This window comes from Pseudomonas sp. WT-JTC, from assembly GCF_056711565.1.
In genome coordinates this window covers 2,017,692-2,043,017 of the sequence record NZ_CM160042.1, presented here as the reverse complement: position 1 = coordinate 2,043,017, position 25,326 = coordinate 2,017,692, and the positions used below count along the sequence as shown (strand labels likewise).

Sequence of the window (25,326 nt, the reverse complement as noted above, 5' to 3'; positions counted from 1 at the left end):
CGCCAACGATGACGCGGGCAGCCTGACACCCCGCGGTGCTCTCAGGTTCATCGCGAGCAAGCTCGCTCCTACAGGGGATCGGGTTTCATATGAAAAACCCGGCGTTCACATGTGTGAAGCCGGGCTTTTTTATTAACGGATCAATCAGGCATCCAGCTCGGCCCAACGCTCGACCATGATGTCGAGCTCAGCCTGCAACTGTTCCAGCTGAGCAATCACCGCAGCCGTTTCGGCAGCAGGACGCTGATAGAAGCCCGCATCCGCCATCTGTGCTTCAACGGCGGCAATCTGCTGCTCCATGGCTTCGATCTGCCCCGGCAACGCTTCCAGCTCGCGCTGCAACTTGTAGCTGAGCTTTTTCTTCGCCACTGGCGCTTCGACGGCTGCCGCCACCGGCGCAGGCTCGGCCTTCACCACAGCGGAGTTCAGGTCGGCCTTGCCCGACTTGCTCTCGGTCACGCCCAGCAGGCGCGGCGAGCCGCCCTGACGCAGCCAGTCCTGGTAGCCACCGACGTACTCGCGCACCTTGCCTTCGCCTTCGAAGACCAGGGTACTGGTGACCACGTTGTCGAGGAATGCCCGGTCGTGGCTGACCATCAGTACGGTGCCGTTGAAGGTCAGCAGGACCTCTTCGAGCAATTCGAGGGTCTCGACGTCGAGGTCGTTGGTCGGTTCGTCGAGTACCAGCAGGTTTGCCGGCTTGCTGAACAATTTGGCCAGCAACAGACGGGCACGCTCACCACCGGACAGCGCCTTGACCGGCGTACGCGCACGCTGCGGGCTGAACAGGAAGTCGCCGAGGTAACTCAGCACATGGCGGCTCTGGCCGTCGATGTCGATGAAGTCGCGACCTTCGGCGACGTTGTCGATCACGGTTTTTTCCAGGTCCAGCTGATGGCGCAACTGGTCGAAGTAGGCGACATCGATCCGGGTGCCCTCTTCCACTTTGCCGCTGGTTGGCTGCAAGCCGCTGAGCATCAGCTTCAGCAGCGTGGTCTTGCCGGTACCGTTGGCGCCGAGCAGACCGATACGGTCGCCGCGCTGCAGCACCATGGAGAAGTCCTTGATCAGGAACGGACCGTCCGGGTGAGCGAAGCTCACGTTATCGAGCACCATCACCTGCTTGCCGGACTTGTCGGCGGTTTCCAGCTGGATATTGGCCTTGCCGGTACGCTCACGACGCTCGCTGCGCTCGACACGCAAGGCTTTCAGCGCACGTACGCGGCCTTCGTTACGGGTACGACGGGCCTTGATACCCTGGCGAATCCACACTTCTTCCTGGGCCAGGCGCTTGTCGAACAACGCGTTGGCGGTTTCTTCGGCGGCCAGTGCGGCTTCTTTGTGCACGAGGAAGCTGGCGTAGTCGCCGTTCCAGTCGATCAGGCCGCCGCGATCCAGTTCAAGGATGCGGGTTGCCAGGTTCTGCAGGAAAGAACGGTCGTGCGTGATGAACAGCACGGCGCCCTGGAAATCCTTGAGCGCTTCTTCAAGCCAGGCGATGGCACCGATGTCCAGGTGGTTGGTCGGTTCGTCGAGCAGCAGCAGGTCCGGCTCGGACACCAGGGCCTGGGCCAGCAGGACGCGACGACGCCAGCCGCCGGACAACTCGGCGAGGGTCTTGTCGGCCGGCAGTTGCAGGCGGCTCAAGGTGCTGTCGACAAGCGTCTGCAAGCGCCAGCCATCGCGGGCTTCGAGGTCGTGCTGGACGTGCATCAGCTTGTCCAGATCGGCATCGGTGACGATGTTCTGGCTCAGGTGGTGATACTCGGCGAGCAACGCACCGACGCCATCCAGGCCTTCGGCCACCACGTCGAACACTGTCCGCTCGTCGGCTACCGGCAATTCTTGCGGCAATTCGCCGATCTTGAGCCCGGGTGCGCGCCAAACGGAGCCGTCATCGGGCTTCTGGTCGCCCTTGACGAGCTTCATCATGCTGGACTTGCCAGTGCCGTTGCGGCCGATGATGCACACCCGCTCACCACGGGCGATCTGCCAGGACACCTTGTCCAACAACGGCATAGCGCCGAAAGCAAGGGACACATCGCTGAATTTGAGCAGGGTCATGAGCTTCTCCAAAAACCGGGCGCGCATTCTACCTGACTTGAGGCTTCACAAGGCCGGCAATTTCACTCTCGTAGCACTCTGAACGACAAATGTTGCGAACTGATGCGGGAAGACCCGCAAAGCTTTCGCCGGCTGCTGGCAAAAGGCTAAGCTACAGACAATTCAGTGCGGGCCTGGCCCGCACTTGTCATGATTTCTCTGCCCGGACGTCTCATGCGCAGTCGCCTCTTCAGACTTTTATCCTGTTTTCTTCTCTCTGCCGCTGCCGTTCAATCCGCCCAGGCGGTGGACCTTTCCACCCAACGCCAGTATTACGATGAAGCCAAACGCGCCCTGGCCAAGGGCGATAGCGGCCCGTACTTCCGTTACAGCCAGGCCCTCGCCGATTATCCACTGGAACCGTACCTGGCTTACGACGAGCTGACAGCACGCCTGAAAACCGCGAGCAACGCCGAAATCGAGAAATTCCTCGCCGAACACGGCGACCTGCCCCAGGCCAACTGGATGAAACTGCGCTGGTTGCGCTGGCTGGCGGAACGGGGCGACTGGGCGACCTTCGTCAGGTATTACGACCCCAAGATGAACTTCACCGAACTGGACTGCCTGAATGCGCAGTACCAGGTCAGCCATAACCTCAAATCCGAAGGTTATGCCAACACTGAAAAGCTCTGGTTGACCGGCAAATCCCAACCCGAGGCCTGCGATGCCTTGTTCGGCATGTGGGCCGCGGACGGCCAGTTGACCGAGCAAAAACGCTGGGAACGCGCCAAACTCGCGGCCCAGGCGCGCAACTACCCGCTGGCCAACAGCCTGGTCAACGGCATGACCACCCTCGCCCCTCGCGGTCGCCTGCTGGTGGACGTCGCGCAGAAACCGGAACTGCTCAACCAGCCGTCACGCTTCACCCCGGCCGATGAAGCCATGTCCGACGTGGTCAGCCTCGGCCTGCGCCGCCTGGCTCGCCAGGACCCGGACAAGGCCATGGACCTGCTTGATGGCTACGCCAGCAGCATGCACTTCTCCCGGGATGAAAAAGTGGCGATCGCCCGGGAAATCGGCCTGACCCTTGCGCGACGTTTCGACAGCCGTGCGCTGGATGTCATGACCAAATACGACCCCGAGCTGCGCGACAACACGGTTTCCGAATGGCGCTTGCGCCTGCTCCTGCGCCTGGCGCGCTGGGACGATGCCTATCAGTTGACCCGCCGCCTGCCCCAGGACCTGGCAACCACCAACCGCTGGCGCTACTGGCAGGCCCGTAGCCTGGAACTGGCGCAACCGCAGAATCCGGAAGCGCAGACGCTCTATAAAAGCCTGGCCCGCGAACGCGACTTCTACGGCTTCCTCGCCGCCGATCGCTCACAGTCGCCCTACTCGCTGCTCAACAAACCGCTGGTGCTCAGCCAGGCCACCATCAACAAAGTGCGCAATACCCCTGGCGTGCGCCGCGCCCTGGAGTTGCACGCCCGCGGGCAGGTCGTCGATGGTCGCCGCGAGTGGTATTACGTCAGCCGCCACTTCAGTCGCGACGAAATGGTCGCCCAGGCCAAGCTGGCCTACGACCTGAAATGGTACTTCCCGGCGATCCGCACCATCAGTCAGGCGCAGTATTGGGACGACCTGGATATCCGTTTCCCGATGGCTCACCGAGAAACGCTGGTGCGTGAAGCGAAGAACCGCGGCCTGCATCCGAGCTGGGCGTTCGCCATCACCCGCCAGGAAAGTGCGTTCATGGATGACGCCCGCTCCGGGGTCGGCGCCTCGGGCCTGATGCAACTGATGCCCGCCACCGCCAAGGAAACCGCACGCAAGTTCAGCATTCCCTATAGCTCGCCACAGCAATTGTTCGATCCGGACAAGAACATCCAGCTCGGTGCCGCCTACCTGAGCCAGGTGCACAGCCAGTTCAACGGCAACCGTGTGCTTGCCTCCGCCGCCTACAACGCCGGCCCCGGCCGCGTACGCCAATGGCTGCGCGGTGCGGACCACCTGAGTTTCGACGTGTGGGTAGAAAGCATCCCGTTCGACGAAACCCGCCAGTACGTGCAAAACGTATTGTCGTACTCGGTGATCTACGGTCAGAAGCTCAATTCGCCACAACCGATCGTGGATTGGCATGAGCGGTACTTCGATGATCAATGATCACTGTAGGAACGAGCATGCTCGCGATGGACATTAGAGTGCCGCCGGGTGTCAGGCATCCCGCGTCATCATTGACGACCATCGCGAGCAGGCTCGCTCCTACAAGAGTTCCCCAGCGTTAATCAATCCATCACTGAACTGCAACGCCGCCAACCGCGCATACAACGCATTGCTGGCGATAAGCTCCTGATGCGTCCCCACCGCCACCAGTTTCCCCTGATCCATCACCGCGATCCGGTCGGCGTTTTTCACCGTGGCCAGACGATGGGCAATCACCAAGGTGGTTCGGTTTTTCATCAGGCTCGGCAGCGCCTGCTGGATCAGGTGTTCGCTCTGGGCGTCGAGGGCACTGGTGGCTTCGTCGAGGAGCAGGATCGGGGCGTCCACCAGCAGCGCACGGGCGATGGCCAGGCGTTGGCGCTGGCCGCCGGACAGGCCGAGCCCGCCATCCCCCAGATGCGTCTGGTAACCGTTGGGCATGGCTTCGATAAAGTCATGGGCGTAAGCGATTTTTGCCGCTTCCTGCACCTCGGCCGAAGTCGCCTTCGGATTACCGTAGCGAATGTTTTCTTCAATGCTGCCGAAAAACAGCGCCGGGGTTTGTGACACCAGGGCGAAGCAGCGGCGCAGATCCAGTGGATCGAGTTGAGTCAACGGCACGCCATCGAGCAGGATGCGTCCCTCGGCCGGGTCGTAAAAGCGCAGCAGCAAGTCATATACCGTCGACTTGCCGGCCCCTGATGGCCCGACCAGCGCCAGCGTCTCGCCGGCATTGACGGTCAGGTTCAGGCCGTCGACAGCATAACTTTCCGGCCGCGACGGGTAGGAAAAACGCACATTCTGCAATTGCAGGTGGCCGTCGACCCGTTCCGGCAGCGTCACCGCGCCCGACACCGGTGGCAGAATGATGTTTTCCGAGCGCAGTAACTCGGCAATCCGTTCGGCCGCGCCGGCTGCCCGCTGCAATTCGCCGATCACCTCGCTCAACGTGCCGAACGCACTGCCGACGATCAGACTGTAGAACACGAATGCCGCCAGCTCGCCGGCAGAAATTCGCCCGGCGATGACGTCCATGCCGCCAACCCAGAGCATCACCCCGACCGCGCCCAATACCAGGACGATCACCAGGGTAATCAGCCACGCCCGCTGGAAGATACGCTTGCGCGCGGTGTTGAAGGCCTCCTCCACCGTCACGGCAAACCGTCCCTCGTCCTGGGCCTGATGGTTGTAGGCCTGCACGGTCTTGATCTGGCCAAGGGTTTCCGACACATAACTGCCGATATCGGCAATCCGGTCCTGACTCAGGCGCGAGAGGTTACGCACCCGGCGTCCGAAGATCAGGATCGGCGCGATCACCAGGGGCAAGGCCACCACCACGATGCTGGTGAGCTTGGGGTTGGTGATGAACAACAGGACGATCCCGCCGATCACCATCAGCAGATTGCGCAAGAACAACGACAGCGAAGAACCGATGACCGACTGCAGCAGCGTGGTATCGGCGGTCAGGCGGGACTGGATTTCGGAACTGCGATTGTCTTCGTAAAACCCGGGGTGCAGATAAATCAGATGATTGAACACCTGACGCCGTATGTCGGCGACGCAGCGCTCGCCGATCCACGACACCAGGTAAAACCGCACAAACGTACCGATCGCCAGCCCCATGACCAGCAACATGAACAGAGCGATGGACTGGTTGAGCAGATGCGGTGACTGGGTCATGAACCCCTTGTCCACCAGCAGGCGAATGCCCTGCCCCATGGACAAGGTGATGCCAGCGGTGACGATCAACGCCAGCAAGGCGCCGAAGGCCGGCCAGCGATATGGCTCGATAAAACGACTGGCCAGGCGAAAGGCACGGCGGTGACGAACAGAGAGCATCGAATTCATCCAGGACAAAGCAGTCAATAGAGTCAGCCTACACCGCTCAATGGGGTGGCTCGCTGCAAATCACAATGAGTCAGGTTAATTATGTCCGCCAACACTAGAGGCTAGACGCTATTGGTCTAAAGTTCGGCTAGCCACGTGGTGGCATTTCTGGTGGACTGGTTCTGTCCCCCGGGAAAGATCGCAGGGAGTTGTCATAGCCCGGTCACCTGGCGGTTCTACAGTAAGCACACAACCTGATGAGGAGACAGGCCATGTCCTTGCAACACAGCAGCGATGACAAGATTCAAGTGATCCGCACGCAACCAGACCAGTCTCTGGGTTGCTCGATTATTGACGAGCAGGGTCGCGAAGTACCGATCACTGAAAAGATGATCCAGACCGCTTGCCGCGAACTGGAAAAGCGATTGGTCAAACCTGCCGAACAAAAGTGATATAGCCACCGTCTTCTTGACCCGGCCCATTGTTGGCCGGGTTTTTTATTGCCGGCAAAAAAAGCAATTACCCCTTCTCTGTAGGAGCGAGCTTGCTCGCGATGAACCTGAGAGCACCGCGGGGTGTCAGGTTTCCCGCGTCATCGTTGGCGACCATCGCGAGCATGCTCGCTCCTACAGGGGATTTGTGGTGCATGAAGATCCTGCTCGCGAAGGGGCCACCGCGGTCCATCAGATTGCCGTCGCCCCCAACGCCGCCACAATCCTCTGCAGCTCAGCCGAGTCACCCTCGATCCGCACCTGCAACCCGTCGATCTCACGGCGCGACGGGTATTGCTTGCGCAGCACATCGAATGCCGCACGCTGCTCGCTGACACTGCCGACAAGGCTGCGACGGAAATCCGCATCGTCACGACGCGGGTCATACACGCCACGGCAAAGCATCGCCAACGCCCAGGCCGGGTCGGTTTGCGCATCCAGGGTCACGTGCGACAGCCACGGCGCCGGCAGCAAATCGCTCAGGCTGACGCGGGCCGGTTGCCCGAGGAAGTCGCAATACGCCTGATAGATCTGCGCGGTCCCCCGCTGCCTGCCATCGAGGCTGTAACCGGCAATGTGCGGCGTTGCCAGCACGCACAGTTCGGCGAGCGCCACGTCGACTTCAGGCTCGCCTTCCCAGACATCGAGCACCGCTTGCAGGTCTTCGCGCTCCAGCAGCACATCGCGCAGTGCCGCGTTGTTGACCACAGGTCCGCGACTGGCATTGATCAGCCAGGTGCCGGACCTGAGCTGGTTCAGACGTTTTTCATCGAACAAATGCCAGGTCGACTGCTGGCCCTGCTTGGTCAATGGCGTGTGCAGACTGATGACGTCGCACGTCTCGATGATCTGCTCGAGGCTGACGTAGTCACCGCCTTCAGCCGCTTGCCGTGGTGGATCGCACACCAGCACCTTCCAGCCCAGGCCTTGCAGGACCTTGACCAGCCGTCCGCCCACTTCACCGGCACCGACCACACCGTAGGTCCGCCGGGTCAGGTCGGCGCCTTCGATTTCGGCCAGGGTCAGCAAGCTGCCGAGCACATAGTCGACCACGCCGCGGGCATTGCAGCCCGGCGCGCTGGCCCAGGTGATACCGGCCTGCTGAAAGTAATCCAGATCCAGATGATCGGTGCCGATGGTGCACGTACCGACAAAGCGCACCTTGCTGCCTTCGAGCAGCGCGCGATTGACGTTGGTCACCGAACGCACCAGCAGCACATCGGCCTGCTCGACCGTGGCACGGTCGATGGCGCGCCCCGGCATCCGGCGGATTTCACCGAAGCCTTCAAAGAAAGCATCGAACAGGGGGATATTTTCGTCGGCAACAATCAGCATGGCAGGCTCCTTTGGCGGGTTGGCAGTGTAGGCGCAGAATGCATCCCTGTGTAGGAGCGAGCATGCTCGCGATGGGCGTTAACGATAACGAGGGCTGCCTGAATGAACTCGGTGCCCTGACATTCATCGCGAGCGAGCTCGCTCCTACGGGGAGAGCGGTGCGATTACAAATACCCAACACAGTCTTTTCCTGACCGCTGCGTCAACGCGTAGAATGCGCGGCCCTGCGCATCAAAACCTCTGGACGCTTCGCTTGTGAATTCCGTGACTGACACTACCGCCACCCCACGCACGACCCCGGTTCGCCTGGAACTCAAGGGCCTGCTCGGCCTGGCTCTGCCCATCATGATCGCGCAACTGGCCACCACCGCCATGGGCTTCGTCGATGCAGTCATGGCCGGCCGCGTCAGCCCGCGGGACCTGGCCTCCGTGGCCCTGGGCAACTCGATCTGGATTCCGGTCTACCTGTTGATGTCCGGTGTGCTGCTGGCGACCACACCCAAGGTCGCACAACGCTTTGGCGCCAGGCAGTTTGACGAGATCGGGCCACTGGTGCGCCAGGCACTGTGGCTCGCACTGTGTGTCGGGCTGATCGGCAGTGGCCTGCTGCTCGGCGCCGAGCCGATCCTGCACTGGATGAAAGTCGATCCACAATTGATCGAGCCGAGCATGGGTTACCTGCACGGTATCGCCTTCGGCTTGCCGGGCATGGCGTTTTATTACGTACTGCGCTGCTACAGCGATGGCATGGGGCGGACCCGTCCGAGCATGGTCATCGGCCTGTGCGGCCTGCTGCTGAACATCCCGCTGAACTATGCGTTGATCTATGGCCATTTCGGTGCACCGGCCCTGGGTGGCGTCGGTTGCGGTTGGGCCAGCGGTATCGTGATGTGGTTCATGGCCTTGAGCATGGCCGGCTGGACGTTCTGGGCCCCCTTCTATGCCCGCACCCGCGTGCTGGTGCGCCTCGACCGTCCGCAATGGGCGGTGATCAAGCGCCTGGTCGGCATTGGCCTGCCGATCGGTATCGCGGTCTTCGCCGAGTCCAGCATCTTCGCGGTCATCGCCCTGTTGATCGGCAGTCTCGGTTCTACCGTGGTGGCCGGGCATCAAATCGCTCTCAATATCAGCTCCTTGCTGTTCATGATTCCTTACTCGCTGGGCATGGCGGTAACGGTGAGGGTGGGTCAGGCACTGGGGGCCGGCAATCCCTGGCAGGCACGCTTTGCGGCGAAGGTCGGGCTCGGCGCGGCACTGGTGTTCGCGGCATTCTCGGCGAGCCTGATCCTGCTTTTGCGCGAGCCTATCGCCTCGATCTATACACCTGACAGGAACGTGATCCAGATTGCGTCGATGCTGATTGTCTATGCCGCGCTGTATCAGTTTTCCGATGCCATCCAGGTGATTTGCGCGGGCGCGTTGCGTGGCTACCAGGACACCCGGGTGACGATGATCCTGACCTTGTTCGCCTATTGGGGCATCGGCCTGCCGGTCGGCTACGTGCTGGGGCTGACCGACTGGTTCGGCCCGGCCAGCGGCCCGAGCGGGCTGTGGGAAGGGCTGATCGCCGGCTTGAGCTGTGCGGCGCTGATGCTGTCGATCCGCCTGACGCTAAGTGCGCGCAAACGGATTCGTAACAGCCGCTCGGCCGGTTGACTTGCGAAAATTGTAGGAGCGAGCTTGCTCGCGAAGGTCGTGAACGATAACGCGCAAAAACCAGATGCCCAACGGCACCTTCGTTATTTTCGCGAGCAAGCTCGCTCCTACAGTGGCGTCATGATGCGAGCTTAAACAGACTTCTTGCGAATCCAGTAGAGGTAGGTGCCTTCCTCCTCGTGCTGCCCCACCAGTTCGTGGTCGAGAAACACACAGAACTTGGGAATGTCGCGACGGGTCGACGGGTCGGTGGCGATCACCTTGAGCAGGCCGCCGGGCACCAGGTCACGGATGTGCTGGTGCAGCATCATCACCGGCTCGGGGCAGTTGAGGCCGGTGGCGTCGAGGGTGCCGTCTACCGGCGTATCAAGCATTTCACTCATGATTCACTCCTGAAACTGGCCGGCATTGTCGCGCATTGCCGGGTGCAACGTCATCTGTGGCAAAACGCCGCCCTGGTGGGATTACCACTGACCTGTGGGAGCGGGCTTGCTCGCGAAAGCGGTGTATCAGCAACGTTGATGTCGACTGACACGACGCCTTCGCGAGCAAGCCCGCTCCCACAGGGGGTCTCGTCAATCAGCGGGTCTTGGGTTTCTTCACGTCCAGCCGACGCAAATGGCACGTCACTTCCTCGCGGTCGTGGTACAGCTGCTTGCAGCCGATCTCGACCTTGATGCCCCGTGCCTTGAAGCCATCGGCAATACGCTCCAGCAACCGTTTCACTTCGGCATAACGCTGTTTCATCGGCAGCTTGAGGTTGACCACCGCCTCGCGGCAATGGCCGTCGCCGATCCACTCTTCCAGCATCGCGGCGTTACGCGCCGGCTTCTCGACGATGTCGCAGACCATCCAGTCCACCGGCTGCTTGGGCTTGAAGGTGAAACCGTCGGCCATCAGATGTTGCACCAGACCGGTGTCCATCAGGCTTTCGGCCATCGGGCCGTTGTCGATGGCGGTCACCAGCATGCCGCGGTTGACCAGTTGCCAGGTCCAGCCACCGGGAGCGGCCCCCAGGTCGACGCCGGTCATGTCGCTGTGCAGGCGCTCGTCCCACTGGTCGCGCGGGATGAAGTGGTGCCAGGCCTCTTCCAGCTTCAGGGTCGAGCGGCTCGGCGCCTCCCGTGGAAACTTCAAACGGGGAATGCCCATCGGCCACATGGCCGAGTTGTTCGATTCGGCCAGGCCCATGAACACTTCACGACCGCTTTTGAAGGTCAGCAGCAGACGCGGCTTGTGCGCGTCCTCCACCAGTTTGCCAGCAGCCATCAGCGCCTTGCGCAGGTGCACTTCGAATTTCTTGCAGAAGTTCGACAGTTCCTTGCCATCGTTGGTGTCGACCATTTCCAGCCACAGGCTGCCGCACAGCGGAAAGTCCGCCATATGATCGAGGATCACGCTGATGCGGTCGGTTTCCGGCAGGTCGATGAATATCCCCCGGGCCCACTGGCGCGGGAAGATCAGCTCGGCGAAACGCTGCCCGCGCATCAGGCGCTCGGCGCCGTCTTCTTCGGTGCAGACGAATTCGGCGCAAGCCGTGGCGGCCTTGGCCTTGGCATAACCGGCCACGTTCAGCCGTGCGGCAAGGTCGGAAATCTCGGAACAGACTTCACCTTCGAAGCCCGGCCGGCAATGCATGAATAGGGTGTTCATTCTTACTCCTGGACCCTGTAGGAGCGAGCAGGCTCGCGATGGACTCAAGGGCGGCGCATGTATTCAGGAAACACGCGTTATCGTTAACGTCCATCGCGAGCAGGCTCGCTCCTACAAAGAGAGACCGCTTGCGCTAAAGCAAAGCCTGTCACGAAAACCGGCGCATGATAGCCGAGATCGGGAGCTGGAGCTTGTCGATAGAGTCCGGTTATTAGCCAGCTACCGAAAACAGGGCTAGGTTTAAGGCTCTGTCCGTTCCCTCAGTCCGTAGCCGTGCGGACTTAAAGGAGTGATTGCAATGCCGTCCCTCGATAGCCTGAAGACTTTGAAAACCCTGCAAGTCGGCAACAAGACCTACCACTACTTCAGCCTGCCCGCTGCCGCCAGGAGCCTGGGCGAGCTGGACAAGTTGCCGATGTCGTTGAAGGTACTGCTGGAAAACCTGCTGCGCTGGGAGGACGAAAAAACCGTCACCGGCGCCGACCTCAAGGCCCTGGCCGCGTGGCTCAAGGAGCGTCGCTCTGACCGCGAAATCCAGTACCGCCCGGCGCGGGTGCTGATGCAAGACTTCACCGGCGTACCGGCGGTGGTCGACCTGGCCGCCATGCGTGCGGCGATGGCCAAGGCCGGCGGCAATCCGCAGCGGATCAACCCCTTGTCGCCGGTGGACCTGGTGATCGACCACTCGGTAATGGTCGACAAGTTCGCCAGCAGCAGCGCCTTCGAACAGAACGTCGACATTGAAATGCAGCGCAATGGCGAGCGTTATGCGTTCCTGCGCTGGGGCCAGAGTGCCTTCGATAATTTCAGCGTGGTGCCGCCGGGCACCGGGATCTGCCACCAGGTGAATCTTGAATACCTCGGCCGCACGGTCTGGACCAAGGACGAGGACGGCCACACCTATGCCTTCCCCGACACGTTGGTGGGCACCGATTCCCACACCACCATGATCAACGGCCTCGGCGTGCTCGGCTGGGGTGTCGGCGGTATCGAGGCGGAAGCGGCGATGCTCGGGCAACCGGTGTCGATGCTGATTCCGGAAGTGATCGGTTTCAAACTCACCGGCAAGCTCAAGGAAGGCATCACCGCCACCGACCTGGTGCTGACCGTCACCCAGATGCTGCGCAAGAAAGGCGTGGTGGGCAAATTCGTCGAATTCTACGGCGACGGCCTCGCCGACCTGCCGCTGGCCGACCGCGCGACCATCGCCAACATGGCTCCGGAATACGGCGCCACCTGCGGTTTCTTCCCGGTGGACGAGGTAACGCTGGAGTACCTGCGCCTGTCTGGCCGTACCCTCGAAACGGTGCAACTGGTCGAGGCCTACAGCAAGGCTCAGGGCTTGTGGCGCCTGCCCGGCCAGGAGCCGCTGTTCACCGACAGCCTGGCGCTGGACATGGGCAGTGTCGAAGCCAGCCTCGCGGGACCGAAACGCCCGCAGGACCGGGTGTCGCTGCCGAATGTCGCCCAAGCCTTCAGTGACTTCATCGACCTGCAATTCAAGCCCACCAGCAAGGAAGAAGGCCGCCTGGAAAGCGAAGGCGGTGGCGGCGTCGCCGTCGGCAACGCCGATATGGCCGGTGAAGCGGATTACCACCACGAAGGCCAGACCTATCGTCTGAAAAACGGCGCGGTGGTGATTGCCGCCATCACCTCCTGCACCAATACCTCGAACCCGAGCGTGATGATGGCGGCCGGGCTGGTGGCGAAGAAAGCCGTGGAAAAAGGCCTGAAGCGCAAGCCTTGGGTAAAGAGTTCGCTGGCCCCCGGCTCGAAAGTGGTCACCGACTACTACAAGGCGGCCGGCCTGACCCAATACCTCGATGAATTGGGCTTTGCCCTGGTCGGCTATGGCTGCACCACCTGCATCGGCAACTCCGGGCCGCTGTCGGAGCCCATCGAGAAAGCCATCCAGCAAGCCGACCTCACAGTGGCTTCCGTGCTCTCGGGTAATCGCAACTTCGAAGGCCGGGTGCATCCATTGGTGAAAACCAACTGGCTGGCCTCCCCGCCGCTGGTGGTCGCCTATGCGCTGGCGGGCACGGTACGTACCGACCTCAGCCGCGAGCCATTGGGCAATGACAAGGACGGCAAACCGGTTTACCTGCGGGACATCTGGCCAAGCAGCAAGGAAATTGCCGACGCGGTCACCCAGGTCAACACCGCGATGTTCCACAAGGAATACGCCGAAGTGTTCGCCGGTGACGAGCAATGGCAGGCAATTGAAGTCCCGCAAGCGGCGACCTATGTCTGGCAGGACGACTCAACCTACATCCAGCATCCACCGTTTTTCGACGACATCGGCGGCCCACCGCCAGTGGTCAGGGATGTCAGCGGCGCGCGCGTCCTGGCACTGCTCGGCGACTCGGTGACCACCGACCACATCTCCCCCGCCGGCAACATCAAGGCGGACAGCCCGGCCGGGCAATACCTGCGCGACAAAGGCGTGGAACCGCGGGACTTCAACTCCTACGGCTCGCGGCGCGGCAACCATGAAGTGATGATGCGCGGCACCTTCGCCAACATCCGCATACGCAACGAAATGCTCGGCGGCGAGGAAGGCGGCAACACCCGCTACATACCCACCGGGGAGAAAATGCCGATCTACGACGCCGCCATGCGTTATCAGGCTTCGGGCACGCCGCTGGTGGTGATCGCCGGCCAGGAATACGGCACCGGATCGAGTCGCGACTGGGCGGCCAAAGGCACCAACCTGCTGGGAGTGAAGGCGGTCATCGCCGAAAGCTTCGAACGGATTCACCGTTCCAACCTGGTAGGCATGGGCGTGCTGCCGTTGCAGTTCAAGCTGGATCAGAACCGCAAGAGCCTGAAACTCAACGGCAGTGAAACCCTGGACATCCTCGGCCTGACTGGCGTCGAGCTGACTCCACGGATGAACCTGAACCTGGTCATAACCCGTGAAAACGGCAGCAGCGAAAAAGTCGAAGTGCTGTGCCGCATCGATACGCTCAACGAGGTGGAGTACTTCAAGTCCGGAGGGATTCTGCACTACGTGTTGCGGCAATTGATCGCGTCTTGACCGAGCGCTGACAAAGACACCGCCTTCGGGCGGTGTTTTTGTTGGGGACAGTCAGTAAGCTATCGCGAGCAAGCCCGCTCCCACAGACGGTGGCCGCGCGCCGCAAATCCCGACACAAGGACTTCAAATGATTGCCCTGCCATGGACGTTTCTGGCCCTGCTCACCCTCGGCTATGGACTGGCGCTGACTTACGGCCATCTCGGTTGGCTCTCTGCAATCTCGGTGTTCCTGTTACTGGTCGCCGGTGCGGCGGTTCGCCAGCGCGAAATTCCTTTTGTTCGCTATCTCGGCCACGGGCTGTTTATCGTCCTGGCTTTGACCCTGGCGACACATTGGCTTCCCGGCTTCTACAACGGTCGCGGTATCGATCCCCAGCGTTTCACCGATAACGCCGTGTTATTTGCGATGCACCTGAATCTGGACAAACCGCTGATCGGCTTCTGGCTGTTGCTGGTTTGCCCGTGGATTGTCGGCCGCCGTTCGCTTCGGCCAGCGCTGTATGCCACCTCACTGGCACTGACCTTGAGCGCCCTGCTGGCACTGGGCGGCGCGCTGTTGCTGGGGGTCATCGCCTGGGCGCCGAAATGGCCGGATCAAGCCTGGTTGTGGTTGCTGAACAATCTGCTGCTGGTGACGCTGGTCGAGGAAGCACTGTTTCGTGGCTACATCCAGGGCGGCCTGAGCCGGTGCCTGAAACACCGCCCCCAGGGTGAAAACCTCGCCCTGTTGCTGGCGTCATCGGCCTTCGGCCTGGCCCATATCGGCGCAGGATGGCAGTGGGTGTTACTGGCAACGCTGGCCGGGGTCGGCTATGGCCTGGCCTACCGTTTCGGTGGGCTGGCGGCCGCAATCGCCAGCCACTTTGGCTTGAACCTGCTGCACTTCGGCCTGTTCACCTATCCGATGCTCGCCGGCTGACGCATGGGTCATTTTGCGACGCATGGCTGATTATCGAAAAATAATCTCAACAATCCGCCGATCTTGCCGATACAGCACTTGAAAGCCTTGCGGATTAAGAAAGCCATGCGTAACAACCAGCCAATTACACAACGCGAGCGGACCTTCCCGGCTCAGCAACGGTTGATTTCCACCACCGATGCCAAGGGCATGATTACCTACTGTAACGACGCATTCGTCGAAATCAGCGGGTTTTCCCGAGAGGAGCTGATCCGCGCACCGCACAACCTGGTCCGTCACCCTGATGTGCCGGCCGCGGTGTTCGCACACATGTGGGGCACACTGAAACAAGGCTTGCCATGGATGGGCATTGTCAAGAATCGCTGCAAGACCGGTGATCATTACTGGGTGAACGCCTATGTGACACCGATCTTCGAAGGCAATCAGGTGATCGGTTACGAGTCGGTGCGGGTCAAGCCCACCGCCGAACAGATCCGCCGCGCCGAGGCGCTCTACCAACGCATCAACCAGGGCAAGTCGGCCGTACCCTCGTCGGATAAATGGCTGCCGATCCTGCAGGACTGGCTGCCGTTCATTCTGGTCAGCCAATTGAGCTTCATGATCGGTGCGTCGCTGAACTCCCATTGGGGGTTTGCCCTGGCAGCCGGGCTCTCGGTGCCGCTGGGCCTGATGGGCCTTCAGTGGCAACAACGCGGCCTCAAGCGCTTGCTGCGCCTGGCCGAGCAGACGACCTCCGACCCGTTGATCGCACAGATGTACACCGACAGTCGCGGCGCCCAGGCGCGTCTGGAAATGTCCATCCTCAGCCAGGAAGCACGCCTGAAAACCTGCCTGACGCGCCTGCAGGACACGGCCGAACACCTGACCGACCAGGCCAGGCAGTCCGATACCCTGGCGCACAACAGCTCCAGCGGTCTGGAACGTCAACGCGTCGAAACCGAGCAAGTGGCCACCGCGGTCAACCAGATGGCCGCTACCACCCAGGAAGTCGCCAGCCACGTGCAACGCACCGCTGACGCCACCCAGGAAGCCAATCGCCTGACCGGTCGCGGTCGTGACATCGCCGGGGAAACCCGCGAAGCCATCCAGCGCCTGTCGGTGGTGGTCGGTGAAACCGGCGTGACCGTGACCCAACTGGCCAAGGACAGCAACGAAATCGGTGGCGTGGTCGACGTGATCAAAGGCATCGCCGACCAGACCAACCTGCTGGCCCTGAACGCCGCCATCGAAGCGGCCCGTGCCGGCGAAATGGGTCGTGGCTTCGCAGTGGTTGCCGACGAAGTCCGTCAGCTGGCGCAACGAACCAGTGAGTCCACCGGGCAGATTCATACACTGATAGCCAAGCTCCAGCAAACCGCCAGCACCGCCGTGCAGACCATGGAAGCCGGGCATCGTCAGGCGGAAGAAGGCGTGGCGCGGGTACTGGAAGCGGACCAGGCACTGGTAGGGATCAGCGAAGCGGTGGCCAACATTACCGACATGACCACCCAGATCGCTGCCGCGACCGAAGAGCAAAGCGCCGTGGCCGAAGAAATCAGCCGCAACATCAGCAACATCTCGGAGCTGGCGGACCAGACCTCGGAACAGGCGCAGAACTCGGCATTGCTGAGTGAAGAGCTGACCAAGACAGCCAATACCCAGTACTCGTTGGTGGAGCGGTTCAACCGCTGATTGTGGTTGATTCATAAAAAACCCGGACAGTGGAAACTTCCGGGTTTTTTATTGCCACTCTGAAAGTGATGTTGCCTGGCAGGTCGCATTCGCGAGCAAGCCCGCTCCCACATTCGACCGTATTTCTCTGTTAGAACCCGGTCAACTGTGGGAGCGGGCTTGCTCGCGAAGTGGCTCTCAAGGGCATTAAAAATCTCACCGAAGAAATGCAGCCACTCTCTGCGCCGCAGCCGCCAAATGCTGCTCATGGGTAAACCCCGAAGCCTTCAACGGCTTCAAGTCATGATCCCCCGCCACCAGCCAGAACACTTCGATACCCGGCGATAGCGCATACCCCTCGACCGCCTCACGATTGCCCAGTGCATCGCGCTCGCCCTGCACGATCAGGGTCCGAGTCTTCAACCCGGCCAAATGCTCGACCCGCGGTTTCTCCGGTTTGCCCACCGCATAGAACGGATAACCCAGGCACACCAGCGCGTGCGCCCCCAACTCATCGACCAGCAGACTGGCCATTCGCCCGCCCATGGACTTGCCACCCATGGCCAACGGCCCAGTGACATGGCGTCGCACCTGGGCATACACCTCGCGCCAGCATTCCAGCAGTTTCGGCGCCGGGTTCGGCGGGCGCTTGCCGCCATCCACACGCCGCTGCGCCATGTACGGAAATTCGAAACGCAACACGTTGATGCTTTGAACGGCGAGGCGTGCAGCCATGTCGCTCATCCAGTCGCTGTCCATCGGTGCGCCGGCGCCGTGGGCGAGGATGAGCGTCGCCGCAGCCTTGCCGGCCGCAGCATTCCACAACCATCCATGATCCCGCACGCACTGCGCCCATTGATCCCCGTCAATACCGGCCTTGTGCCCTTTGTCCATGCTTGCCTCGCTTTCAGTCTGCCTATAACTCCGGCCGAAGGGTGCACTGCCTTGCGCGAGCGCGCCCACTTCGGCTGAACCGTGGATGGGGAACCATGAACACTTCTATCAGTACCGCCTACAACTACAAGGTGGTCCGCCAATTCGCCATTATGACGGTGGTGTGGGGCATCGTCGGCATGGGGCTCGGGGTTTTTCTCGCTGCCCAGTTGGTCTGGCCCGAACTCAACTTCAATTTGCCGTGGACCAGCTTCGGCCGCTTGCGCCCGCTGCACACCAACGCGGTGATCTTCGCCTTTGGTGGCTGCGCGTTGTTTGCCAGTTCGTTCTATTCGGTGCAACGCACCTGCCAGACCCGGTTGTTCGCACCGAAAATCGCCGCGTTCTGTTTCTGGGGCTGGCAGCTTGTAATTCTCCTGGCGGCCATCAGCCTGCCGCTGGGCTACACCAGTTCCAAGGAATACGCCGAGCTGGAATGGCCGATCGACATCCTGATCACCATCGTCTGGGTCGCCTACGCCATCGTGTTCTTCGGCACGATCATGCAGCGCAAGACCAAGCACATCTATGTCGGTAACTGGTTCTTCGGCGGATTCATCATCACCGTGGCGATCCTGCACATCGTCAACAACATGGAATTGCCGGTCAGTTTCACCAAGTCCTACTCGCTGTACTCGGGCGCCACCGATGCGATGGTCCAGTGGTGGTACGGCCACAACGCCGTAGGCTTTTTCCTCACCGCCGGCTTCCTCGGGATGATGTACTACTTCGTGCCGAAACAGGCCGAGCGCCCGGTGTATTCCTATCGCCTGTCGATCGTGCACTTCTGGGCGCTGATCACGTTGTACATCTGGGCCGGTCCGCACCACTTGCACTACACCGCACTGCCGGACTGGGCGCAGTCGCTGGGCATGGTGATGTCGCTGATCCTGCTGGCGCCGAGCTGGGGCGGGATGATCAACGGCATGATGACCCTGTCGGGCGCCTGGCATAAGTTGCGCAGCGACCCGATCCTGCGCTTCCTCGTGGTGTCGCTGGCGTTCTACGGCATGTCGACCTTCGAAGGGCCGATGATGGCGATCAAGACCGTCAACGCCCTCTCCCACTACACCGACTGGACCATCGGCCACGTACACGCCGGCGCGCTCGGCTGGGTGGCGATGATCTCCATCGGCGCGCTGTACCACATGATCCCGAAAGTCTTCGGCCGCGAGCAGATGCACAGCATCGGCCTGATCAACGCGCACTTCTGGCTCGCCACTATCGGCACCGTTCTGTACATCGCCTCGATGTGGGTCAACGGTATCGCCCAGGGCCTGATGTGGCGTGCGGTGAACGAGGACGGCACGCTGACTTACTCCTTCGTCGAAACCCTGGTGGCCAGCCATCCAGGCTTCGTCGTGCGGCTGGTGGGCGGGGCGATCTTCCTCAGCGGCATGTTGCTGATGGCCTACAACACCTGGCGCACCGTGCGGGCCTCGCAGCCTGCCGAAGTCGCCGCTGCCGCGCAGATGGCCTGAGGAGTCCGCCATGAAACACGAAACTATCGAGAAAAACGTCGGCCTGTTGCTGCTGCTGATGATCCTGGCCGTGAGCATCGGCGGCCTGACCCAGATCGTCCCGCTGTTCTTCCAGGACGTGACCAACAAACCGGTGGAAGGCATGAAGCCCTACACCGCGCTGCAACTGGAAGGTCGCGACATCTATATCCGCGAAGGCTGCGTCGGCTGCCACTCACAGATGATCCGTCCGTTCCGCGCCGAAACCGAACGCTACGGGCACTACTCGGTGGCCGGTGAAAGCGTCTGGGATCACCCGTTCCTGTGGGGCTCGAAACGCACCGGACCGGACCTGGCACGGGTCGGCGCGCGCTACTCGGATGACTGGCACCGGGCGCACCTGTACAACCCGCGCAATGTCGTACCGGAGTCGAAGATGCCGGCCTACCCGTGGCTGGTGGCCAACCAGCTCGACAGCAGTCATACCGAAACCAAGCTGCGTGCCATGCGCACCCTGGGCGTGCCGTACACCGACGAGGACATCACCGGTGCCGTCGCCTCGCTCAAAGGCAAGAGCGAAATGGATGCGCTGGTCGCCTACCTGCAAGTGCTCGGCACTGCCATCAAGAGCAAGAGGTGAGCAATGTTCATTGAAATGAGCACTGGAATGATCCGCGGCCTGGGCACGGTCGTGGTGTTCGTGGCCTTCGTCGGCCTGACCCTTTGGGTGTTCAGCGGCAAGCGCGGCCCGGAATTCGCCGAAGCGCGCCTGCTGCCGTTCGCCGACGAGCCACAACCCGACATCACCGAAGAATCAGCAACAAGGAGTACCCGGCCATGACCACCTTCTGGAGTACGTGGATCTGCGTACTGACCATCGGCAGCCTGATCGGCCTGACCTGGCTGCTGATCGGCACCCGCAAGGGCGAAACCAAGGGCAGCGTCGACCAGACCATGGGCCACAGCTTCGACGGCATCGAGGAGTACGACAACCCGTTGCCGCAATGGTGGTTCATGCTGTTCGCCGGCACCCTGGTGTTTGCGGTCGGTTACCTGATCCTCTATCCCGGCCTGGGCAACTGGAAAGGCATCCTCCCCGGCTATGAAAACGGCTGGACCGGCGTGCACGAGTGGGAAAAGGAAATGGCCAAGGCTGACGCGAAGTTCGGGCCGATCTTCGCCAGGTTCGCGGCGATGCCCGTGGAAGAAGTGGCCAAGGACCCACAGGCGCTGAAAATGGGTGGCCGCCTGTTTGCCTCCAACTGCTCGGTGTGCCACGGCTCGGATGCCAAGGGTGCATACGGCTTCCCCAACCTGACCGACAGCGACTGGCGCTGGGGCGGCAGCGCAGAAACCATCAAGACCACCATCATGGGTGGCCGGATGGCGGCGATGCCGGCCTGGGGTGAAGTCCTGGGGGAAGAAGGCGTGAAGAACGTCGCCGCTTATGTGCGCCATGACCTGGCCCGCCTGCCGTTGCCTGCCGACAGCAAAGCCGACCTGCAGGCCGGACAGCAGGCATTCAGCACCACCTGCGTCGCCTGTCACGGGGCAAACGGCCAGGGCACTGAAGCCATGGGCGCGCCGAACCTCACGCACCCGACCGGCTTCATCTACGGCACCAGCCTGACGCAGCTTGAACAAACGATTCGGCATGGTCGCCAGGGCCATATGCCGGCGCAAAATGAACTGCTCGGCAATGACAAGGTGCAATTGCTGGCCGCGTATGTGTACAGCCTGTCCCACGGTTTGAATACCGAGCGCCTGCAGGCTGAACACAACCGCGAATAAATCCCGAGCGCTCTGCTGCCGCATTCTCCCGGATGCGGCAGTTCCCTGCCCCTTTGCGACCCATTGTCGCACCCTCGCACAGACTTTCTTTCGGAACCCCGGATTCGAGTCTAAGCTTCCCCCCATGCGGACTGGCCGGTGCCGGTTCCAGGTCGACCCTGAACGATGTGTTCGACGAATCTGCCCGATGACAGGCCGCAAAGGCTGGTAGATACCGGCTGTCGCGCCAGTTGCCTTCGGTCAGCCAAACGTTGCGTTTGAACACACCCCGTTACATCCGACCTGACCCCCTCGCCTGATCAGTCCGACGGGACGTTTTGCCCACGGGTATTTTTGTCCCTACGCGGCGCATGGAAAGGCCGCAGAATCAGCATTTGAAAGCATTGACCCAGGTCATGGCGCGTTGCAATGACCCCCTGCTTTCTCCATACTTGCGGCCGATTTTTAATCCTAATAAAACACCCAAACCGTGGAACCTTAGAATGAGCACAGCAATCAGTCCGACTGCTTATAACTATAAGGTAGTCCGCCAGTTCGCCATCATGACGGTGGTCTGGGGGATCCTTGGCATGGGGCTCGGTGTCTTCATCGCCTCGCAACTGGTCTGGCCGGAGTTGAACTTCGGTCTGCCGTGGACGAGCTTTGGACGCCTGCGCCCGCTGCACACCAACCTGGTGATTTTCGCCTTCGGTGGATGTGCACTGTTTGCCACTTCTTATTACGTCGTGCAGCGAACCTGCCAAACGCGACTGATTTCCGACAGCCTCGCCGCCTTCACCTTCTGGGGATGGCAAGCGGTGATTGTCGGCGCGATCATTACCTTGCCGATGGGTTTCACCACCACCAAGGAATACGCGGAACTGGAATGGCCCCTGGCTATTCTGCTGGCCATTGTCTGGGTCACCTACGGTCTGGTGTTCTTCGGCACCATCGTCAAGCGCAAGACCAAGCACATCTATGTGGGTAACTGGTTCTACGGCGCGTTCATCGTCGTGACCGCGATGCTGCACATCGTCAACCACATGTCGCTGCCGGTCAGCCTGTTCAAGTCCTACTCGGCCTACTCGGGTGCCACCGACGCGATGATCCAGTGGTGGTACGGCCACAACGCCGTGGGCTTCTTCCTGACCACCGGCTTCCTGGGGATGATGTACTACTTCGTGCCGAAACAGGCCGAGCGTCCGATCTACTCCTATCGCCTGTCGATCGTGCACTTCTGGGCGCTGATCACCCTGTACATCTGGGCCGGTCCGCACCACCTGCACTACACCGCACTGCCGGACTGGGCTCAGTCCCTGGGCATGGCCATGTCGATCATCCTGCTGGCTCCAAGCTGGGGCGGCATGATCAACGGCATGATGACCCTGTCGGGCGCCTGGCATAAGCTGCGCACCGACCCGATCCTGCGCTTCCTGGTGGTGTCCCTGGCGTTCTACGGCATGTCGACCTTCGAAGGTCCGATGATGGCGATCAAGACCGTCAACTCGCTCTCGCACTACACCGACTGGACCATCGGCCACGTACACGCCGGCGCTCTGGGCTGGGTGGCGATGATCTCGATCGGCGCGATCTACCACATGATCCCGAAACTGTTCGGTCGTGCGCAGATGCACAGCACCGGCCTGATCAACACGCACTTCTGGCTCGCGACCATCGGTACCGTTCTGTACATCGCTTCGATGTGGGTCAACGGCATCACCCAAGGCCTGATGTGGCGTGCAATCAACGATGACGGCACCCTCACCTACTCGTTCGTCGAAGCGCTGCAAGCCAGCCACCCTGGCTTCATCGTTCGCGCCCTGGGCGGTGCGTTCTTCGCCACCGGCATGCTGTTCATGGCTTACAACGTTTTCCGCACCGTACGCGCCTCGAACCCGGCAGAAGCTGAAGCCGCCGAACAGATCGTTGTAGTTGGAGCTCACTGATGAAGCATGAAGCAGTCGAGAAGAATATTGGCCTGCTGGCCTTCTTCATGGTCATCGCCGTCAGCGTTGGCGGCCTGACCCAGATCGTTCCGCTGTTTTTCCAGGATGTCACCAACAAGCCGGTCGAGGGCATGAAGCCCCGCACCGCCCTTGAACTGGAAGGCCGGGACGTTTATATCGCCAACGGTTGTGTCGGCTGCCACTCGCAGATGATCCGTCCGTTCCGCGCCGAGACCGAACGCTACGGCCACTACTCGGTCGCCGGTGAAAGCGTCTGGGACCACCCGTTCCTGTGGGGTTCCAAGCGTACCGGTCCGGACCTGGCCCGTGTCGGCGGTCGTTACTCCGATGACTGGCAGCGTGCGCACTTGTACAACCCGCGCAACGTAGTGCCTGAGTCGAAAATGCCGGCCTACCCGTTCCTCGTGGAAAACAAGCTCGACGGCAAAGACACCGCCAAGAAAATGGAAGTCTTGCGCACACTCGGCGTCCCTTACACCGACGAAGACATCGCCGGTGCCAAGGATGCCGTGAAGGGCAAAACCGAAATGGACGCGCTGGTGGCCTATCTGCAAGGCCTGGGCACCATCATCAAAAGCAAACGGTGATCTAAATGGATATCGGGATGATTCGTGGCCTGGGCACCGTAGTTGTCATGGTGGCCTTCATCGGACTGGCACTGTGGGTGTTCAGCCCCAAGCGCAAGTCGGAGTTTGAAGACGCGACCTTGCTGCCTTTCGCGGATGATCCCGAAGCCATCAAGCACGTCGAGCAAGCTTCTAGGAGTAACAAAGAATGACTACATTCTGGAGTCTGTACGTCACAGTCCTCAGTCTCGGTACGATCTTTTCCCTGACCTGGCTGCTGCTGTCGACCCGCAAGGGCCAGCGCGCAGAGCAAACGGACGAGACCGTGGGGCACTCCTTCGACGGGATCGAGGAGTACGACAACCCGCTGCCGAAATGGTGGTTCATGCTGTTCGTGGGCACCATCATCTTCGCATTGGGCTACCTGGCGCTGTATCCGGGCCTGGGTAACTGGAAAGGCCTGCTGCCGGGTTACGGCTACCTCGACAACGAGAAGCAGACCCCGTTCGCCAACGGCCAGACCGGCTGGACCGGCGTTCACGAGTGGGAAAAGGAAATGGCCAGGTCGGACGCCAAGTTCGGTCCGATCTTCGCCAAGTTCGCGGCCATGCCAATCGAAGAAGTGGCCAAGGACCCGCAAGCCCTGAAGATGGGTGGCCGCCTGTTCGCCTCCAACTGCTCGGTTTGCCATGGTTCCGATGCCAAGGGCGCCTATGGCTTCCCTAACCTGACCGACGCCGACTGGCGCTGGGGCGGCGAGCCGCAAACCATCAAGACCACCATCATGGGCGGCCGTCATGCCGTGATGCCTGCGTGGGCTGAAGTGATCGGCGAGCAAGGCGTGGCCGACGTGGCCGCATTCGTGCTGACCAACCTCGATGGCCGCAAGCTGCCGGAAGGCACCAAGGCCGACCCGGCTGCCGGGCAGAAACTGTTCGCCACCAACTGCGTGGCGTGCCACGGTCCGGAAGGCAAAGGCACGCCAGCGATGGGCGCACCTGACCTGACTCACCCTGCCGCGTTCATCTACGGTTCGAGCTTCGCTCAACTGCAGCAGACCATCCGTTACGGCCGTCAGGGCCAGATGCCTGCGCAAGAACAGCTGCAAGGCAACGACAAGGTTCACCTGCTGGCCGCTTACGTCTACAGCCTGTCTCACGGCGAGAAGGCAGCGGACGCCCAGTAAGGCAAACGCTTGAAGCAACAAAAAACGGCCCCGCCAATGTGAATTGGCGGGGCCGTTTTCATTCAAGCTTGCGAGAGGATTCCCGGATCGATCATGCGATTCCCGGGACTGACTCAGAGAATATTGCCGCCCCCCAGACTATCCAGAGAGCCCGAACCCGTGCTCCTGCCGGACTCCTTCAGCGGGTTGTCAGTCATGCCGCCCCCCAGGCCTGTGGAAGCCTCGACCTTGGGAAAGGCACCCTCTGACTCAAGCGTGGCAAGAGCCGTTTCAAGATAAGCGTTCAGCAACGGAGCTCCCGGAATTCCCATGCTGAGGATTGTCCTTAACACATCGATTTCCCGGCCAACATCCGATTCCTGTTCCATAGCGTCATCCATAATCTTTCTTCCTTGAAAAAAGCCCACCGCAGAAACATCAGCAATCAATTTTGCGGCGCACGTTTAATGCCATAAGCGGCACAAAAAACAATACAGCCGTGGCAATTAGTCCTTCAATCCATCTTTGTCTCAAGGCATGTAGGACGCCGCAGCCCCACCTGACAACAACACCCGGCAGAAATCCGTCCATACTCAACAAGTCAATTGACCTGCATCATCCTTTGTTACATTCGCTACACCATTCGTGA

The 25,326-nt window shown here is 61.1% G+C and carries 21 protein-coding genes and 1 pseudogene; 14 read left to right on the top strand and 8 right to left on the bottom strand.

The genetic code is table 11. The annotated features are described in order from the left end of the window. Window positions 1-144: 144 nt before the first annotated feature. A complete protein-coding gene (locus AC06G5_RS09250; RefSeq protein WP_008022990.1) occupies window positions 145-2,064 on the bottom strand; it encodes an ATP-binding cassette domain-containing protein in 1,920 nt (639 codons plus the stop codon). A 213-nt stretch (window positions 2,065-2,277) separates the two neighbouring features. On the opposite strand from AC06G5_RS09250, the gene AC06G5_RS09245 reads away from it, so the two are divergent. Beyond that, the gene (locus AC06G5_RS09245; RefSeq protein WP_413421402.1) at window positions 2,278-4,206 is read left to right on the top strand and encodes a transglycosylase SLT domain-containing protein; all 1,929 of its coding nucleotides are present in this window, start codon (window positions 2,278-2,280) and stop codon (window positions 4,204-4,206) included. Between the two features lie 99 nt (window positions 4,207-4,305). Here AC06G5_RS09245 and AC06G5_RS09240 read toward each other — a convergent pair whose 3' ends face one another. Beyond that, entirely contained in the window at window positions 4,306-6,093 is a 1,788-nt protein-coding gene (locus tag AC06G5_RS09240) for an ABC transporter transmembrane domain-containing protein (protein WP_413421554.1), read from the bottom strand. Window positions 6,094-6,344: 251 nt separating this feature from the next. On the opposite strand from AC06G5_RS09240, the gene AC06G5_RS09235 reads away from it, so the two are divergent. Further along, window positions 6,345-6,524, top strand: a complete 180-nt coding sequence (locus tag AC06G5_RS09235; protein ID WP_413421401.1) for a PA1571 family protein — start codon at window positions 6,345-6,347, stop codon at window positions 6,522-6,524. Between the two features lie 79 nt (window positions 6,525-6,603). Here AC06G5_RS09235 and AC06G5_RS09230 read toward each other — a convergent pair. After that, a pseudogene (locus AC06G5_RS09230) lies at window positions 6,604-6,690 on the bottom strand (outer membrane lipoprotein carrier protein LolA); the annotation flags it as partial. A 65-nt stretch (window positions 6,691-6,755) separates the two neighbouring features. Then, on the bottom strand, window positions 6,756-7,898 hold the full coding sequence (gene pdxB / locus AC06G5_RS09225; protein WP_413421399.1) for a 4-phosphoerythronate dehydrogenase PdxB: 1,143 nt from the start codon (window positions 7,896-7,898) through the stop codon (window positions 6,756-6,758). Window positions 7,899-8,153: 255 nt separating this feature from the next. On the opposite strand from pdxB, the gene AC06G5_RS09220 reads away from it, so the two are divergent. Continuing rightward, window positions 8,154-9,554, top strand: coding sequence for an MATE family efflux transporter (locus AC06G5_RS09220; RefSeq protein ID WP_413421397.1), 1,401 nt, complete (start codon window positions 8,154-8,156; stop codon window positions 9,552-9,554). Window positions 9,555-9,685: 131 nt separating this feature from the next. Here the strand turns inward: AC06G5_RS09220 and tusA are convergent, their stop codons facing one another. Together tusA and rlmM are read right to left on the bottom strand one after the other, a co-directional pair. Then, window positions 9,686-9,937, bottom strand: coding sequence for a sulfurtransferase TusA (gene tusA, locus AC06G5_RS09215; protein WP_057400193.1), 252 nt, complete (start codon window positions 9,935-9,937; stop codon window positions 9,686-9,688). A 196-nt stretch (window positions 9,938-10,133) separates the two neighbouring features. Next, window positions 10,134-11,207, bottom strand: coding sequence for a 23S rRNA (cytidine(2498)-2'-O)-methyltransferase RlmM (gene rlmM / locus AC06G5_RS09210; protein WP_413421394.1), 1,074 nt, complete (start codon window positions 11,205-11,207; stop codon window positions 10,134-10,136). Window positions 11,208-11,505: 298 nt separating this feature from the next. On the opposite strand from rlmM, the gene acnA reads away from it, so the two are divergent. The 3 genes from acnA (at window position 11,506) to AC06G5_RS09195 (ending at window position 16,837) form a co-directional block, all read left to right on the top strand. Then, window positions 11,506-14,247: an aconitate hydratase AcnA gene (gene acnA / locus AC06G5_RS09205; RefSeq protein WP_413421392.1), complete on the top strand. Its 2,742-nt coding sequence runs from the start codon at window positions 11,506-11,508 to the stop codon at window positions 14,245-14,247. Window positions 14,248-14,374: 127 nt separating this feature from the next. Then, on the top strand, window positions 14,375-15,166 hold the full coding sequence (locus tag AC06G5_RS09200; RefSeq protein ID WP_413421390.1) for a CPBP family intramembrane glutamic endopeptidase: 792 nt from the start codon (window positions 14,375-14,377) through the stop codon (window positions 15,164-15,166). 105 nt (window positions 15,167-15,271) lie between these two features. Further along, window positions 15,272-16,837, top strand: a complete 1,566-nt coding sequence (locus AC06G5_RS09195) for a methyl-accepting chemotaxis protein (RefSeq protein ID WP_480459282.1) — start codon at window positions 15,272-15,274, stop codon at window positions 16,835-16,837. A gap of 195 nt (window positions 16,838-17,032) precedes the next feature. On the opposite strand, the gene AC06G5_RS09190 is transcribed toward AC06G5_RS09195, so the two are convergent. After that, complete coding sequence (locus tag AC06G5_RS09190) at window positions 17,033-17,710, bottom strand: alpha/beta family hydrolase (protein WP_480459281.1); 678 nt, start codon at window positions 17,708-17,710, stop codon at window positions 17,033-17,035. 95 nt (window positions 17,711-17,805) lie between these two features. Here AC06G5_RS09190 and ccoN (AC06G5_RS09185) point away from each other — a divergent pair, with 95 nt between their 5' ends. The 8 genes from ccoN (AC06G5_RS09185) to ccoP (AC06G5_RS09150) all read left to right on the top strand — a co-directional run bounded on the left by ccoN (AC06G5_RS09185) (window position 17,806) and on the right by ccoP (AC06G5_RS09150) (window position 24,698). Then, window positions 17,806-19,230, top strand: a complete 1,425-nt coding sequence (gene ccoN, locus AC06G5_RS09185; protein ID WP_111282303.1) for a cytochrome-c oxidase, cbb3-type subunit I — start codon at window positions 17,806-17,808, stop codon at window positions 19,228-19,230. Between the two features lie 10 nt (window positions 19,231-19,240). After that, the gene (ccoO, locus tag AC06G5_RS09180; RefSeq protein WP_085716778.1) at window positions 19,241-19,849 is read left to right on the top strand and encodes a cytochrome-c oxidase, cbb3-type subunit II; all 609 of its coding nucleotides are present in this window, start codon (window positions 19,241-19,243) and stop codon (window positions 19,847-19,849) included. A 3-nt stretch (window positions 19,850-19,852) separates the two neighbouring features. Further along, entirely contained in the window at window positions 19,853-20,050 is a 198-nt protein-coding gene (locus tag AC06G5_RS09175) for a cbb3-type cytochrome oxidase subunit 3 (protein WP_413421382.1), read from the top strand. After that, window positions 20,047-21,000: a cytochrome-c oxidase, cbb3-type subunit III gene (ccoP, locus tag AC06G5_RS09170; RefSeq protein WP_413421380.1), complete on the top strand. Its 954-nt coding sequence runs from the start codon at window positions 20,047-20,049 to the stop codon at window positions 20,998-21,000. The genes AC06G5_RS09175 and ccoP (AC06G5_RS09170) overlap by 4 nt, the downstream gene beginning before the upstream one ends. Before the next feature lie 482 nt (window positions 21,001-21,482). Next, window positions 21,483-22,925 carry a cytochrome-c oxidase, cbb3-type subunit I gene (gene ccoN, locus AC06G5_RS09165; protein ID WP_007974131.1) on the top strand — a complete coding sequence of 481 codons (1,443 nt, stop codon included), beginning with the start codon at window positions 21,483-21,485 and terminating at the stop codon, window positions 22,923-22,925. Continuing rightward, window positions 22,925-23,533, top strand: a complete 609-nt coding sequence (ccoO, locus tag AC06G5_RS09160; RefSeq protein WP_007905434.1) for a cytochrome-c oxidase, cbb3-type subunit II — start codon at window positions 22,925-22,927, stop codon at window positions 23,531-23,533. Before ccoN (AC06G5_RS09165) ends, ccoO (AC06G5_RS09160) begins: the two co-directional genes overlap by 1 nt. A 5-nt stretch (window positions 23,534-23,538) precedes the next feature. After that, on the top strand, window positions 23,539-23,724 hold the full coding sequence (locus tag AC06G5_RS09155) for a CcoQ/FixQ family Cbb3-type cytochrome c oxidase assembly chaperone (protein ID WP_003175465.1): 186 nt from the start codon (window positions 23,539-23,541) through the stop codon (window positions 23,722-23,724). Beyond that, window positions 23,721-24,698: a cytochrome-c oxidase, cbb3-type subunit III gene (ccoP, locus tag AC06G5_RS09150; protein ID WP_413421377.1), complete on the top strand. Its 978-nt coding sequence runs from the start codon at window positions 23,721-23,723 to the stop codon at window positions 24,696-24,698. Before AC06G5_RS09155 ends, ccoP (AC06G5_RS09150) begins: the two co-directional genes overlap by 4 nt. Before the next feature lie 113 nt (window positions 24,699-24,811). On the opposite strand, the gene AC06G5_RS09145 is transcribed toward ccoP (AC06G5_RS09150), so the two are convergent. Beyond that, window positions 24,812-25,126 carry a hypothetical protein gene (locus tag AC06G5_RS09145; RefSeq protein ID WP_480459280.1) on the bottom strand — a complete coding sequence of 105 codons (315 nt, stop codon included), beginning with the start codon at window positions 25,124-25,126 and terminating at the stop codon, window positions 24,812-24,814. Window positions 25,127-25,326: the final 200 nt, after the last annotated feature.

Bases quoted from the DNA above. Each gene is read 5' to 3' on its own strand.
- AC06G5_RS09200 (WP_413421390.1), top strand. From the start codon at position 14,375: ATGATTGCCCTGCCATGGACGTTTCTGGCCCTGCTCACCCTCGGCTAT.
- pdxB (WP_413421399.1), bottom strand. From the start codon at position 7,898: ATGCTGATTGTTGCCGACGAAAATATCCCCCTGTTCGATGCTTTCTTT.
- ccoP (WP_413421380.1), top strand. From the start codon at position 20,047: ATGACCACCTTCTGGAGTACGTGGATCTGCGTACTGACCATCGGCAGC.
- AC06G5_RS09250 (WP_008022990.1), bottom strand. From the start codon at position 2,064: ATGACCCTGCTCAAATTCAGCGATGTGTCCCTTGCTTTCGGCGCTATG.
- ccoN (WP_007974131.1), top strand. From the start codon at position 21,483: ATGAGCACAGCAATCAGTCCGACTGCTTATAACTATAAGGTAGTCCGC.
- AC06G5_RS09155 (WP_003175465.1), top strand. From the start codon at position 23,539: ATGGATATCGGGATGATTCGTGGCCTGGGCACCGTAGTTGTCATGGTG.
- ccoP (WP_413421377.1), top strand. From the start codon at position 23,721: ATGACTACATTCTGGAGTCTGTACGTCACAGTCCTCAGTCTCGGTACG.
- acnA (WP_413421392.1), top strand. From the start codon at position 11,506: ATGCCGTCCCTCGATAGCCTGAAGACTTTGAAAACCCTGCAAGTCGGC.
- AC06G5_RS09240 (WP_413421554.1), bottom strand. From the start codon at position 6,093: ATGAATTCGATGCTCTCTGTTCGTCACCGCCGTGCCTTTCGCCTGGCC.
- rlmM (WP_413421394.1), bottom strand. From the start codon at position 11,207: ATGAACACCCTATTCATGCATTGCCGGCCGGGCTTCGAAGGTGAAGTC.
- AC06G5_RS09235 (WP_413421401.1), top strand. From the start codon at position 6,345: ATGTCCTTGCAACACAGCAGCGATGACAAGATTCAAGTGATCCGCACG.
- ccoO (WP_007905434.1), top strand. From the start codon at position 22,925: ATGAAGCATGAAGCAGTCGAGAAGAATATTGGCCTGCTGGCCTTCTTC.
- AC06G5_RS09175 (WP_413421382.1), top strand. From the start codon at position 19,853: ATGTTCATTGAAATGAGCACTGGAATGATCCGCGGCCTGGGCACGGTC.
- AC06G5_RS09245 (WP_413421402.1), top strand. From the start codon at position 2,278: ATGCGCAGTCGCCTCTTCAGACTTTTATCCTGTTTTCTTCTCTCTGCC.
- tusA (WP_057400193.1), bottom strand. From the start codon at position 9,937: ATGAGTGAAATGCTTGATACGCCGGTAGACGGCACCCTCGACGCCACC.
- ccoO (WP_085716778.1), top strand. From the start codon at position 19,241: ATGAAACACGAAACTATCGAGAAAAACGTCGGCCTGTTGCTGCTGCTG.
- AC06G5_RS09195 (WP_480459282.1), top strand. From the start codon at position 15,272: ATGCGTAACAACCAGCCAATTACACAACGCGAGCGGACCTTCCCGGCT.
- ccoN (WP_111282303.1), top strand. From the start codon at position 17,806: ATGAACACTTCTATCAGTACCGCCTACAACTACAAGGTGGTCCGCCAA.
- AC06G5_RS09190 (WP_480459281.1), bottom strand. From the start codon at position 17,710: ATGGACAAAGGGCACAAGGCCGGTATTGACGGGGATCAATGGGCGCAG.